Origin of the sequence: Streptomyces spinoverrucosus, from assembly GCF_015712165.1 — a bacterium.
In the GTDB taxonomy this organism is placed as follows: Bacteria; Actinomycetota; Actinomycetes; order Streptomycetales; family Streptomycetaceae; genus Streptomyces; species Streptomyces spinoverrucosus_A.
Window position 1 is genome coordinate 5,554,015 of the sequence record NZ_JADPZX010000001.1, and the last position, 14,163, is coordinate 5,568,177.

8 protein-coding genes are annotated in these 14,163 nt (G+C 70.4%); 5 read left to right on the top strand and 3 right to left on the bottom strand.

Annotation, left to right across the window (positions count from 1 at the left end; translation table 11 throughout):
• Positions 1 to 140: 140 nt before the first annotated feature.
• From I2W78_RS25285 to I2W78_RS25305, 5 genes are all read left to right on the top strand, one after another.
• Entirely contained in the window at positions 141 to 1,022 is an 882-nt protein-coding gene (locus I2W78_RS25285; RefSeq protein ID WP_196462559.1) for a serine hydrolase, read from the top strand.
• 56 nt (positions 1,023 to 1,078) lie between these two features.
• A complete protein-coding gene (locus I2W78_RS25290; protein WP_196462560.1) occupies positions 1,079 to 2,131 on the top strand; it encodes an esterase-like activity of phytase family protein in 1,053 nt (350 codons plus the stop codon).
• A 135-nt stretch (positions 2,132 to 2,266) separates the two neighbouring features.
• Positions 2,267 to 5,980, top strand: coding sequence for an ABC transporter ATP-binding protein (locus I2W78_RS25295; protein WP_196462561.1), 3,714 nt, complete (start codon positions 2,267 to 2,269; stop codon positions 5,978 to 5,980).
• Positions 5,981 to 6,081: 101 nt separating this feature from the next.
• A complete protein-coding gene (locus I2W78_RS25300; RefSeq protein WP_196462562.1) occupies positions 6,082 to 6,471 on the top strand; it encodes a hypothetical protein in 390 nt (129 codons plus the stop codon).
• 96 nt (positions 6,472 to 6,567) lie between these two features.
• Positions 6,568 to 7,986 (top strand): S28 family serine protease, encoded by a 1,419-nt coding sequence (locus I2W78_RS25305; protein ID WP_196462563.1) that lies wholly within the window; start codon positions 6,568 to 6,570, stop codon positions 7,984 to 7,986.
• Between the two features lie 25 nt (positions 7,987 to 8,011).
• Here the strand turns inward: I2W78_RS25305 and I2W78_RS25310 are convergent, their stop codons facing one another.
• The 3 genes from I2W78_RS25310 to I2W78_RS25320 form a co-directional block, all read right to left on the bottom strand.
• Positions 8,012 to 8,608, bottom strand: coding sequence for a hypothetical protein (locus I2W78_RS25310; RefSeq protein ID WP_230885580.1), 597 nt, complete (start codon positions 8,606 to 8,608; stop codon positions 8,012 to 8,014).
• Between the two features lie 133 nt (positions 8,609 to 8,741).
• Positions 8,742 to 10,574 carry a glycoside hydrolase family 3 protein gene (locus I2W78_RS25315; protein ID WP_196462565.1) on the bottom strand — a complete coding sequence of 611 codons (1,833 nt, stop codon included), beginning with the start codon at positions 10,572 to 10,574 and terminating at the stop codon, positions 8,742 to 8,744.
• Positions 10,575 to 11,024: 450 nt separating this feature from the next.
• Complete coding sequence (locus tag I2W78_RS25320; protein ID WP_196462566.1) at positions 11,025 to 13,967, bottom strand: FG-GAP-like repeat-containing protein; 2,943 nt, start codon at positions 13,965 to 13,967, stop codon at positions 11,025 to 11,027.
• Between the last annotated feature and the right edge of the window lie 196 nt (positions 13,968 to 14,163).

Here is a 14,163-nt window from a genome sequence, read left to right on the forward strand (position 1 = left end):
GACCGTCGCGCAACACCCCGTCCCGCGCTTCGGTTTCGTCCCCACGCCGACGAGCAGAACTCCGACCCTGACAGATCAAGCAACGTTGCTTGATGCGGTACCAGTACAACCTTTCCCTCGAACTCGTGAGTCAAGAGGGCATGACTCACGGGATATCACGCGACAAGTCAAGAGCCACTTCCGGACGCGCCAGAGCGCTCGTCGCGGCAGGAGTGGGCGCCGGCGTGCTCATATCCGGCGTCGCCGCCGCCTCGCCCGCCGCCGCCGCGCCCGCGCCCGCCGTCAGCTGCACGTCCGCGAAGGCGGGCCTCGCCGCCAAGCTGAAGACGGACATCACCGCCGCCCTCGCCAACCGCAAGGGCACCGTCGCCGTCGGCCTCTACGACCGCTCGACCAACACCACCTGCACCTTGCGCGCCTCCACCGCCTACGACTCGGCCAGCGTCGTCAAGGTCACCGTCCTCGCCGCGCTGCTGTGGGACGCGAAGAAGCAGAATCGATACCTCACAAGCCGCGAGGCCACCCTCGCCAAGGCCATGATCACCAAGTCGGACAACGCGTCGACCTCCACCCTGTGGAAGCAGCTGGGCCTGACGAAGATCAAGGGCTTCCTGTCCGCCGCCGGCATGACGCAGACCAAGCCCGGCGCGAACGGCTACTGGGGCCTGACCCAGATCACCGTCACCGACGAGCAGAAGCTGCTCAAGCTCATCACCGCCAAGAACGCGGTGCTCAGCGACAACTCGCGCGCCTACATCCTGAAGCTGATGGGCCAGGTGGTCTCCTCGCAGCGCTGGGGCACGCCGTACGGGGTGCCGTCCGGGGTCTCCGTCGCCGTCAAGAACGGCTGGCTGCAGCGGGCCACCAACGGCTGGCGGGTGCACAGCGTCGGCGCCTTCAAGGGCCGTGGCCACGACTACGTGATCACCGTGCTCACCCACGGCAACAGCACCATGAACTACGGCATCGCGACCATCCAGGGCGTGGCCAAGGTGGTCCACAAGGACCTCGCCGCGTCCTGACGACGCTTCACGCGGCGGTCCCCCGCCCGTCACCGGCCCGCCCTACGGTGACGCCCATGCGCCTGAGATCCGTACGCACCGTACGCACCGCACTCGCCACTGTCACCGCCGGCCTGGCGGCGGCCACCTGTCTGACCGCCGCCGGGCCCGCCCAGGCCGGGACCAACGCCCCGAGCCACGCCTGCTCGCCCTCCGTGTCCATCGACCGCTTCTCCGACGCGCTCGACAAGACGACGTACGAGGGCACCTACGTCGGCAACTTCTCCGCGCTCGCCGTCGACCGGAAGGGCACGCTCGCCGCGCTGTCCGACCGCTCCTCGCTGCTCACGCTGAACCCCTGGACGCTCCAGCCCGAGCACGTCGTCCAGCTCGCCGACGAGAACGGCACCGCCCTCGACTCCGAGGGCCTGGTCGTGGACCGGGACGGCACCTACCTCGTCTCCTCCGAGACCGAGCCCTCCATACGCCGCTACGGCCGCGACGGCAAGATCCTCGACCGGCTCCCCGTCCCGGACGCCCTGCGCGTAGCCCCGGCCGGCCGCGCGGTCGGCAACGGCACCTTCGAGGGCCTCACCCTCCTCCCCGGCGGCCGCACCCTGCTCGCCTCCATGGAGTACGCCCTCTCCGGCGACAGCGCGGGCATCGTCCGCTTCCAGACCTGGCAGCGACACGGCAAGGGCGGCTTCCGCCTCGGCGCCCAGTACGCCTACCGCGCCGACACCGGCCTCGGCGTCCCCGAGGTCACCGCGCTCCCCGACGGCCGCCTCCTCGTCCTGGAGCGCGGCTTCACCGCCGGCGTCGGCAACACGGTCCGCCTCTACCTGGCCGACCCGCGCCGCGCCACCAACACGGCCGACATCGAGGCGCTGACCGGCCAGGACGACGTACGCCTGATCAAGAAGACCCTGCTCGCGGACCTGGTGAACTGCCCGTCACTGGGAGCGACGGCCAAGCAGCCCCAGCCGAACCCGCTCCTCGACAACATCGAGGCGATGACGATCACCGGCTGGACCAAGGGCCGCTTCAGGGTCCTCCTGGCCAGCGACGACAACCAGAACCCAGCACAGACGACCCGCTTTTACTCGATGCAGGTCAGGACAACCCCCTAAGGGGCGCGGGGAACTGCGCGACCAGCCCCCACGGCGCCGCACTCGAACAACAACGCACCCCCCACGGCGGGATGAAATCCGCTCCGTTCCGCGTTGGTGCCTTCCGGAAGATCAGGCCAAACGGAAGGCACCGGCGTGGAACCGCAACGGGGATGGGCACGACGACTGGCCGGATACGCCTGGCGGCATCCGACGGACGTCGTACTCGCCCTCGGCTCCTCCCTCGCCGGCATGGCCGTCATGGCCCTCGTCCCCCTGATCACCAAGGTGATCATCGACGACGTCATCGGCGACAAGACCCGCGCCATGGCCCCCTGGGCCACCCTCCTCATCGCCGCCGCCCTCCTCGTCTACGCCCTCACCTACATCCGCCGCTTCTACGGCGGCCGCCTCGCCCTCGACGTCCAGCACGACCTGCGGACGGAGATGTACGGGACGATCACCCGACTCGACGGGCGGCGGCAGGACGAGCTGTCCACCGGCCAGGTCATCGGCCGCGCCACCAGCGACCTCCAGCTGATCCAGGGCCTGCTCTTCATGCTCCCGATGACCATCGGGAACTTCCTCCTCTTCCTGATCTCCCTGGTGATCATGGCGTGGCTGTCGCTGCCGCTCACCCTGGTCGCCCTGGCCGTCGCCCCCGCCCTGTGGTTCATCGCCAAGCGCAGCCGCGCCAAGCTCCACCCCGCCACCTGGTACGCCCAGGCCCAGGCCGCCGCCGTCGCGGGCGTCGTCGACGGCGCCGTCAGCGGCGTACGCGTGGTGAAGGGCTTCGGGCAGGAGGAGCAGGAGACCGGCAAGCTCCGGGAGGTCGGCAGAAAGCTCTTCGCGGGCCGCCTGCGCACCATCCGGCTGAACTCGAAGTACACCCCGGCCCTTCAGGCCGTCCCCGCCCTCGGCCAGGTCGCGATGCTCGCGCTCGGCGGCTGGCTGGCCGTCCGCGGCCACATCACGCTCGGCACGTTCGTCGCCTTCTCCACCTACCTGGCCCAGCTCGTCGGCCCGGTCCGCATGCTCGCCATGGTCCTCACCGTCGGCCAGCAGGCCCGCGCCGGCACCGAGCGCGTCCTGGAGCTGATCGACACCGAGCCCTCGATGCGGGACGGGCGCAAGGACCTCCCGGCCGACGCGCCGGCCACCGTCGAGTTCGACGACGTCTCCTTCGGATACGACGACAGCAAGCCCGTTCTGAAGGGCCTCACCTTCGAGATCCGCCCCGGCGAGACCCTCGCCGTCGTCGGCTCCTCCGGCTCCGGAAAGTCGACGGTCTCCCTGCTCCTGCCGCGTTTCTACGACGTCACGCACGGCGCCGTCCTCGTCGGCGGCCACGACGTCCGCGAACTCACCCTCGACTCGCTGAGAGCCGCGATCGGCCTGGTCCCCGAGGACTCGTTCCTCTTCTCGGACACGGTCCGCAACAACATCGCCTACGGCCGCCCGGACGCCACCGACGAACAGATCGAGGCCGCCGCCCGGGCCTCGCAGGCCGACCGCTTCATCCGGGAACTCCCCGACGGCTACGACACCACCGTCGGCGAGCACGGCCTCACCCTCTCCGGCGGCCAGCGCCAGCGCATCGCCCTCGCCCGCGCCCTGCTCACCGACCCGCGCCTGCTCGTCCTCGACGACGCCACCTCCGCCGTGGACGCCCGCGTCGAGCACGAGATCCACGAGGCGCTCAAGCAGGTCATGCTGGGCCGCACCACGCTGCTCATCGCCCACCGGCGCTCCACCCTCAACCTCGCCGACCGCATCGCCGTCCTGGACGCCGGCCGGCTCGCCGACATCGGCACCCACGAGGAGCTCCAGAAACGCTCCGCCCTCTACCGCCGCCTGCTCACCGACCCCGACGAGCTCGGTGCCGTCTCCCCGGGCCACGCCCCGCCGGCCGCGCCCCAGGAGGACACCTCCGTCCGCGACGAACTGGACGCCGAGTTCGACGCCGAACGCGGGGTCACGCCCCGCCTGTGGACCGGTGACCGCGAGCCCAAGGACACCGCCCTCGCCGGCACCCCGGCCACCCCGGAACTGCTCGCCCAGGTCGACGCCCTGCCCCCGGCCACCGGCACCCCCGGCGTCGACGAGGCCCGTGCCGTCCAGGCGGAGGAGTCGTACGGGCTGAAGCGGCTGCTGCGAGGCTTCGGCCTGCCCCTGCTGATCAGCCTCGGCCTCGTCGCCGTCGACGCCGGCATGGGACTGCTGCTGCCCGTGCTGATCCGGCACGGCATCGACAGCGGTGTCACCCAGATGGCCATCGGCGCCGTCTGGGCCGCCTCGCTGCTCGCCCTGCTCGCCGTCCTCGCCCAGTGGGTGGCGCAGATCGGCGAGACCCGGATGACCGGCCGTACCGGTGAACGTGTGCTGTACGCCCTGCGGTTGAAGATCTTCGCCCAGCTCCAGCGGCTCGGACTCGACTACTACGAGCGGGAGTTGACGGGCCGGATCATGACCCGGATGACGACCGACGTGGACGCGCTGTCGACGTTCCTTCAGACGGGCCTGGTCACCGCCTTCGTCTCCGTCGTCACCTTCTTCGGCATCATGGTCGCCCTGCTGGTGATCGACGTCCAGCTCGCCCTCGTCGTGTTCGCCACGCTGCCACCGCTGATCATCGCCACGTACTTCTTCCGCAAGGCCAGCGTGAAGGCGTACGAACTCGCCCGTGAGCGGGTCTCCACGGTCAACGCCGACCTTCAGGAGACGGTGTCCGGGCTGCGGATCGTGCAGGCGTTCCGGCGCGAGCGGGACGGCGGGCGGCGGTTCGCGGAGCGCAGCGACAGCTACCGGCAGGCCCGTGTCCACGGCCAGTGGCTGATCTCCGTCTACTTCCCCTTCGTGCAGTTCCTGTCGTCCGCCGCCGCCGCGGCCGTGCTCGTCGCGGGCGCCGGGCGGGTGGAGGCGGCCACGCTCACCGCCGGCGCGCTGGTCGCGTACCTCCTCTACATCGACCTCTTCTTCGCCCCCGTCCAGCAGCTCTCCCAGGTCTTCGACGGCTACCAGCAGGCGTCCGTCTCGCTCGGCCGGATCCAGGAACTGCTCCAGGAACCGACGTCGACGAAGTCCGCCGACGAACCCCGCGAAGTCCTCTCCCTGCGCGGCGAGATCGCCTTCGAGGACGTGCACTTCTCCTACGGCGACGACGAGGAGGCCCTCAGCGGCATCGACCTCACCGTCCCCGCCGGGCAGACCGTCGCCTTCGTCGGCGAGACCGGCGCGGGCAAGTCGACGCTGGTGAAGCTGGTGGCGCGGTTCTACGACCCGACCGGCGGCCGGGTCACCGTCGACGGCGCCGATCTGCGCGACCTCGACATCACCTCGTACCGGCACCGCCTGGGCGTGGTACCGCAGGAGGCGTATCTCTTCCCGGGCACCGTCCGCGACGCCATCGCCTACGGCCGGCCGGACGCCACCGACGCCGAGGTGGAGGCGGCGGCCCGCGCGGTTGGCGCGCACGAGATGATCGCGACGCTGGACGGCGGCTACCTCCACGAGGTCGCCGAACGCGGCCGCAACCTCTCCGCCGGGCAACGGCAGCTGATCGCGCTGGCCCGCGCCGAACTCGTCGACCCGGACGTCCTGCTCCTCGACGAGGCGACGGCGGCCCTGGACCTGGCCACCGAGGCACAGGTCAACCAGGCCACGGACCGCCTGACCGGCCGCCGTACCACCCTCGTGGTGGCCCACCGGCTGACCACGGCCGCCCGCGCGGACCGGGTGATCGTCATGGATCAGGGCCGGGTCGCCGAGGACGGCACGCACGAGGAGCTGCTGGCGCGGGGCGGGCGGTACGCGCGGCTGTGGCGGACGTTCATCGGCGCGCCGGAGCCGGAGAAGACCGTAGGCGTCTGAGCCCCCCCGACCGTAGGTGGCCGAGCCCGTGCAACCATCGGGCGTACGCCCTGCGTCCGTACATCCGTACGTCGATCCGAGGGGTGCGGAGGGGGACGACTGTGGACACCGGTGCGATACGACGTCGGATGGCGCTCGGCGTGGCCGTGCTGACCGCGTCCGGGTTGCTGGCGCTCGCCGCGCCGGCGGACGCGCACGCGGCGGCCTCCAACTGCGCCGGACGCAAGGTCAGGACGCTGCCGTTCTCCACCGGCGTCGTGAAGGTCTACAAGCGCGGCGGTTACGTCTGCGCCGTCACCTTCGCGAAGAACCCCGGCACCAAGCGGTCGATGTCGGTCAGCGTGCAGGCGCGCGGCAACCGTCCGGTCGTCGACAAGGGCAGGTACGCGCACCGGGCGGGCCCGGTGACCGTGCACGCCGGGCAGCGGTGCGTGTGGGTGAAGGGCTCGGTGGGGCGGGGGTCGGTGAGCTCGGGCTGGATCCTGTGCTGACAGCCGAGCCGACCTGCTGATTCGTCAAGCACCCTGGTGGACAGGTGTGTTGCTCCGATAGCTTCCGGCGCACATCTGTTCTCACAGGGAGGGTGCATGCGCAAGGCGCTCAGATGGCTGCTCGCGCTCACCGTGTTCATAGGCACGCTGAGCACGGCGGGGGCGGCCACCGCCGCCCAGCCGGAGGCCACCGACATCAAGGATCGGCTGCTTTCCATACCGGGCATGAGCCTGATCGAGGAGAAGCCGTACCCCGGGTACCGCTTCTTCGTCCTCAACTACACACAGCCGGTCGACCACCGCAGGCCCGCCAAGGGCACGTTCCAGCAGCGGATCACGGTGCTGCACAAGGACGTCTCGCGGCCGACGGTCTTCTTCACGAGCGGCTACGGCCTCTCCACGACACCCCGCCGCAGCGAGCCGACCCAGATCGTGGACGGCAACCAGGTCTCCATGGAGTACCGCTTCTTCACGCCGTCCCGGCCCAGCCCGGCCGACTGGACCAAGCTGGACATCCGCCAGGCCGCCGACGACCAGCACCGCATCTTCGAGGCGCTGAAGCCGGTCTACTCCAAGAAGTGGCTTTCCACCGGCGGTTCGAAGGGCGGCATGACCGCCACGTACTACGAGCGTTTCCACCCCCGTGACATGGACGGCGTCGTCGCGTACGTCGCCCCCAACGACGTCGTGAACGACAAGGACGCGGCGTACGACCGCTTCTTCGCCGGCGTCGGCACCAAGGAGTGCCGGGACCGGCTGAACGGCGTGCAGCGCGAGGCGCTGGTGCGCCGGGAGCCGCTGGAGCAGCGGTACGAGGCGTACGCGGCCGAGAACGGCTACACCTTCGACACCGTCGGCAGCCTCGACAAGGCGTACGAGGCGACCGTCCTCGACTACGTGTGGGGCTTCTGGCAGTACAGCCTGCTGTCCGACTGCGACACCATCCCGGCGGACGCGAAGAACGCGACCGACGAGGAGATCTGGAACTCCATCGACACGGTCGCCGGGTTCTCCTTCTACACCGACCAGGGCCTGGCGCCGTACACGCCGTACTACTACCAGGCCGGTACACAGCTGGGCGCGCCGACGATCGTCTTCCCGCACATCGAGAAGAAGTACATCCGGTACGGCTATCTGCCGCCGCGCAACTTCGTGCCGCGGTCGATCCCGATGAAGTTCGAGCAGGGCGCGATGAAGGACGTCGACAGCTGGGTGCGCCACAACGCGCGGCAGATGCTGTTCGTCTACGGCGAGAACGACCCCTGGGGCGCCGAGCCGTTCCGCCTCGGCAAGGGCGCGCGCGACTCGTACGTCTTCACCGCCCCCGGCGCCAACCACGGCGCCAACGTGGCAGGGCTCCAGGAGAAGCAGAAGGCGTTGGCCACGGCCAAGATCCTGAAGTGGGCGGGCGTCGCGTCCGCCACCGTCGAGGCCGACCCGGCCGCGGCCAAGCCGCTGGCCAAGTACGACTTCCGGCTCGACAAGCGGGGCACGGAGCGCACCCTGCGCCCGTAACGCCGCCGCTGCGCCCGTCCGTCGGTCACACCGGGCGGGCGCAGCCCACCGGACGGGCGCCGCCCAGCTGGACGTACAGGGCGGTGGCCGCCGGGCAGTCGGTGCGCGCGGTGACCGCGTCCGTCACCTGGTACTGCGGCCGCTCCCGGCCCCCGCCGTCGCACGCCGTTTCCCGCACCTTTCCGCCCCCGGCGTCGTACACACAGTCCCCGACGATCGTGCGTGGACCGCCGCCACCGCCCGGGTCGCCGGGGTGCGGCGGCTGGAGTGCGCGCATGCAGGCGTAGCCCTGGGGGACGGCCCCGTCGCCGTCCTCGTCGTGGGAGGGGCGCTGTTCGCTGATGTGCAGCACGAAGTCGGTGGTCGCCGGGCACGGCGGACCGTCGCCCACCCGGCCGTCGTGGCGCGCCACGACCCGCGCGGCAGCGCGCTCGCCGGAGCAGGGCACCTCGGTGAAGCTGGTCGTACCGAACGAACTGCACTCGTCGACCGCCAGGAACACCGCCCCGAACCCCGAGGCCCTGGTCGGCACCGGTGACGGGCCGTCCTGCATCACATGTTGCTGACAGCCCACCAGCCACAGTGCCGCCAGCAGCGCCCCCGCACACCTTCTCCCACGCATGGTCATTCCCCCCAACCCGCGTCCAGCGTGACCCGCCACAGCGGGCACACGCCAGACACGCAGCGCGCTTTGCGCCTGTTTGGGGGTGGTACGCCGGGAGCGTGGCGTACCGCACCCTACGTCCGATCGTTGGCTAGTACGACAACCCGTGCCCGACCGGATACAGCACCCGCGCCGGATCGTCCGCCCGCTGCACCGGCACCGGCAGCTTGCCGCGCGGCCGTACCTTCCCGGCGATGACCCGGGCCGCCGCCCGCAGCTCCACGTCCGTCCAGGAGTAGGACGCCAGGTAGCCGCGTACGCCCGGCAGATGAGCGACGTCGTACGGATTGCGGACGGCCACCGCGACCACCGGCTTCCCGGTCGCCAGCAACCGTTCGACCAGCGTCTTCTGCGAGCCGGCAGCCGTGACGTTGTACGTCCCCACGACCACCGCGTCCGCGTCCTGGGCCGCCGCGACGGCCCGCTCGATGGTCGCCGCGGAGGGTGCCGTACCGGTGGACAACGCGGTCGCCGTGAATCCGAGTTCGCTCAGCGCGGTCGCGAGGACGCCGGTGGGCGGCCCCGTCGTGCCGGACGGCGAGGCCGGGTCGGCGCCCACGACCAGCAGCTTGGGGTGCTCGCGCCGGGACAGCGGCAGCAGTCCGCCCTCGTTGACCAGGAGGGTCGTCGTCCGCTCGGCGATCCGGTCGGCCGCCGCGAGGTGCGCCTTGGTGCCGACCGCGCGGTCGACGCCCCGCGCGCTGACGTACGGCTCGTCGAACAGCCCCAGCTTCGCCTTGAGCCGCAGCACCCGCAGGATGGACTCGTCGAGCCGTTCCTCGGTGAGCTCGCCGTCCTGTACGGCCTTCAGGACCGCGTTCCAGGCGACGTCCAGCTTGGGCGGGTTCAGGAGCTGGTCCACGCCCGCCTTCAGCGCCAGCACCGGCACCCGGTCGTCGCCGTACTTGGTGCGCACGCCCTCCATGCCGAGGGAGTCCGTCACCACGACCCCGTCGTAGCCCAGCTCCTCGCGCAGGATGCCGGTGAGGATCGGGCGGGACAGGGTGGCCGGGTCGCCCGAGGGGTCCAGCGCCGGGACCATGATGTGCGCGGTCATGATCGAGTCGATGCCGGCCCTGATCGCCGCCCGGAACGGGGGAGCGTCGAGCGTGCCCCACTGCTCCCGGGTGTGCTCGATGACCGGGAAGCCGTAGTGGCTGTCGACCTCGGTGTCGCCGTGGCCCGGGAAGTGCTTGGCGGTCGCGGCGACCTTCGAGCGCTGGTACCCGTCGACCTCCGCCGCGACCAGCCCGGCCGCCGCGTCCGGGTCCGCGCCGAAGGAGCGTACGCCGATGACGGGGTTGGCCGGGTTGACGTTGACGTCGGCGACGGGGGAGTAGTCCTGCCGGATGCCCATCGCGCGCAGCTCCTCGCCCGCGATCCGGCCGAGGGTGCGGGCGTCGGCGTGCGAGCCGCCGGCGCCGACGGCCATCGCGCCGGGGAACAGCGTCGCGGGCCTGCCCACTCGGGCGACTATCCCGTGCTCCTGGTCCGTGGAGATCAGCACGGGCAGGCCGCGGGGGAGGCCGAGGGAGGCCTTCTGGATGCCGTTCGACAGGTCCGCGATCTGGTGCGGGGTACGGGTGTTGTGCGCCCAGGTGAAGTAAATGATCCCGCCGAGGCGGTACTTGGCGAGCAGCTCGGCGGCCGTGCGCACGCCGAGTTCCTTGAGGTTGGCGTCGATGTCGGCCTGGTCGGGGGCGGTGGCGGAGTGGCCGTAGACCCGGGAGACGAACAGCTGGCCGACCTTCTCCTCCAGGGTCATCCGGGAGATGAGCTTGCGAAGGCGTTTGTCGTCGTCGGCGTGGGCGCTGGTCTGCCCGACCGTCAGGGCCGCGGTCACGCCGGCGGTGGCGGCGAGGACCGTACGTCTGGAGGGGGCGGCAGCGGTGTTTCCTGCGCTTGTCGTGCTGGCGTGGTGCACGTGCGCTCCTTCCGGAGGAGATCGCTGAGGAGATCGCTGAGGAGATCGCTGAGGAATCGCTGAAGGAAACTTCCAAAGAGTCACCAATATCCGGGAAGTTTCTGCCGGTCAAGGGGACGCACAACGCGGGCGGGAGAGGGGCCGCCATCGGCGCAGGGAGGGGGGCGCACCGATGGCGGCGAGCTGCCGGCCGTGCTGCGGCGGAGAGGGTGGTCAGCGATCGCAGCCAGCGGCGAGGCCGACACCGCACCACGGTGACTCGTCCGGCAACCCGGCGGTTGGACGGGGGTGGCGGGGGGCGGGTTCCCGTGGTTGGGAACTCGGTGCGAGAGGGACGAGAAGGACGGCCGTGGGCGGGTGTGGAGGGGAAAGGAAGGGCCTCCGGGGCTTCCCCCGGAGGCCGGATTCCTCGTGCCGGCCGAATCAGCGGTACCGGCGGGACGAGCCGGATCAGCCCATTTGCCTCATCGTGGCGGCGTCGCCCGAGCGGAGTCTGGTCGACGTGCCGAGGGAGGTGGCGCCGCCCTTGAACAGCAGGAGATCTCCGGCGCTGTTGGTCGCCCAGACGTCGGGGATGCCGTCGCCGGTGATGTCCGGGGTGCCGTAGAGCAGCGGGTAGGCGGTCGTGGTCATGGTGCCGGAAACGTACGGGTCGTCACCGTCCAGGCTCCAGCCGGACTGACCGAGGCTCTTCAGCTCGGTGCCCGCGCCGGACGGGTCGGGCTTGCCCTTGCGGAGAAAGATGTTGCCTTCGGCCGTGCGGTACGTCATGTCGGCCTCGCCGTCCTTGTTGTAGTCCGCGACGGCCACGAAGTCCCGGTCCGCCCAGGCCGACGTCGTCATCTGGGTCGCGGTCTCGAAGGTGCCTCCGCTGTAGCCGCTGAAGAACCACAGCTCCGCGCCCGCGGCGCCGCCTGCGACGAAGAGCTCCGGCTGGCCGTCGCCCGTGATGTCACCGGCCGACTTGATCTCCGAGAAGGTCGACGGCGACGGCGCGTTCGCCGGGAGGCGGACCTCCACCCTGCGTGTGACGTCGACCGCTCCGTAGCCGTCGCCCGGGTAGATGAACAGGCGGCCGTCGGGGGTGCGGACCACCCAGTCCGTGATGCCGTCGGCGGGCGCGAAGTCGCCGTTGTGGGTGACCAGGGCGTAGGTGTCGGTGCCGTTCCAGATGTGCGGAGCTGTGCCGGACTCCTTGAGCAGGGTGCCCTTGCCGTGGATGCCCCAGTTGCTGGTGAGCCACGTGCCGTCCTGTGAGACGGAGTTGATCCAGAAGTTGCCCATGGCGGTGACATGGCCGAAGTCAGGGCTGCCGTCGCCCGTCAGGTCGCCGGGGCCGTCCGGGGTGGGACGCGGCTTGACGTAGAAGAAGTGCTTGGTGGGGCTGGGGGAGATGTTGCCCGCCTGGTCCACCGCCTTGACGTAGAGCGTGTTCGGGCCCGCGGCGGGAGGCTTGATACCGGTGCCCGTGACCGACTTGACGGGCGTCGTGCACGAGGCGGTCAGGCCGCCGGACGTGCCCTGTTTGCCGTTCGCGCAGACATAGCCGTCGTAGGTCGTGGAGTTGATGGAGTAGACGAACTTCACGATGTCGGTCTCGTTGGAGGCCACCTTGAAGGTGAAGGTCCCAGGCGTGCCGAAGGGGACCGTCGACCAGACGTCACCAGTGCTGTTGTTCTCGGTGTCGGCGGGGAACTCCGGGGAGGCCACGGGGCCCGGCGAGTCGGGCAGGTTCGTGTCGTAGGTGAAGCGGCACCAGGCCGTGCCGCCGGTCGGCGCCCACCCGCTGCTCACCTTCGCGTCCCAGGCACGCACCCGCCACTGGTAGGTGACACCGTCGGACAGGCCGGTCGGCCGGGCCGAAGCCGTCTCGCCGTTCCTGACGGAGTCGTAGTAGGTCTTCTTCGTGCTCGAGTAGTCGGCGCCGGCCTTGCCGATCTCGAACTCCAGCTTGGCAAGGTCGTCGTCCGGATCCGTCGCCTTGGCGTGCATGTACAGCTCGGAGCTCTTGCCGACCTTGATGTACGGGGAGGCGCTGGTGTCGCAGGAGCCCGGTGACAGCGTGACCGAGGTCGGGGTGTTGGGCCTGCGGTTGTAGGTGATGGAGAGCTCCGGCGACCCGGCCCCCTCCGCCCGGAACTTCTTCCAGGAGTACGTGTCCGTCTCCGACGCGGTCGCGGCCGTGGTCGGAGCGGAGCCGGACGTCGAGGCGACCAGGCCGATGTTGAAGGTGGTCCAGCCGTTGTCGGCGGCCTCCTGGGCCAGCGAGGTCACCGTGAAGTTGACGTAGGCGTCCGGGCAGGAACTGTTGGACTTCCAGCCGTACGCGAACGACTTCGAGGTGATCTTCCGCTTCCAGGCGGGCTGACGGTTCCAGGTGGTGCCGGAACCGAAGGGGTCGGTGCGCCAGACCTGCATCGTGCGCTTGCTGCACGACCACGAGTGCGTCTCCAGGACCTTCAGGGTGGCGCCGGAGACGTCCGCGTCCTTGATGGAGGAGCGCAGCTGCATCTTGAAGAAGGAGCGCGACGTGCCCCAGGTGTCCCGCTCGAAGCCGACGCGGGCCTCCTTGGTGTCCTCGTTGTAGTTGGCGCCGTCGTAGAAGTTCGAGTTCGGGTACTTCTTGTAGACCGACGTCCAGTTGGCGCGGATGCCTGTGGTGGAGGGGTCGAGGAACAGGGGGTACGTCAGGTCCTCGGTGGTTCGGAGGTAGCCGCGCGGCGGGCTGATCGTCAGGACGTCGCCGCCGAAGGAGGCGCCGGCGGTGGTGGCGTGGGCGCCTTCGCCGGGGCCGTGCAGGGCGGGGAGGGCGAGGGTGTCGTGGGCGCCGGACTCGGCTTGGAGGGCGGCGGGGTTGACGGCCCACGGGTCCTCGTCACCGGTCGGCTCGTCCGTCGGCTCGGGCGATCGCTCCGGTCCCGGTTCGACCTTCTCCGGGTCCTCGTTCGTGCCTGTCGGGGCCTCAGGGTCCGTGGCAGGCGCGTCCGTGTCGTGCGTGCCGCCCGAGTCCCACAGGAACGGCGTCGGAGAGACGGTGACCTCGTTGCCCGCGTTGTCCTCGCCCATGAGTACCTTGGTGACGGGGTCGAGGACGAAGGAGAGCGTGGGCGAGGTGAAGCGGTAGCGCGGCGGCTCGTCGGCCAGCCGCTCGGCGGCCTCGGGCGTATGGGCCACCAGGACGTGGGTGTAGCCGGTGTTCCGCGCCGTGAGCAGCAGGTCGACACCGGGCAGTACGCCTTCGTACAGGGCCTTGTTGTCCTGCACCAGCGGCTGGGGCAGCGGTCCCGGCCACTCGACCTCGATCTCGTGCTGCTCGACGGTCATCGTCAGCAGCGGGGACCAGTCCTCCGTGTCGGCCACCGGCCGGACGCCACTGCGGCTGCTTCGGTACACGGCCCGGTCCACCCCGTTGGCCGAGGAATTGGCGTCCCCTGCCGAAAAGGTCACGGGATGAGGACTGTTGACAGTCCGCCAACCTTCCTTCGACTTGATCAGAGACGTGTCGATCGCTGCCCATTCGCCCTTCTCATTACGGGCCCGCACGGGATCTACAGATGAATTATAGGTAAACGAACCATTAGGGTTGGCG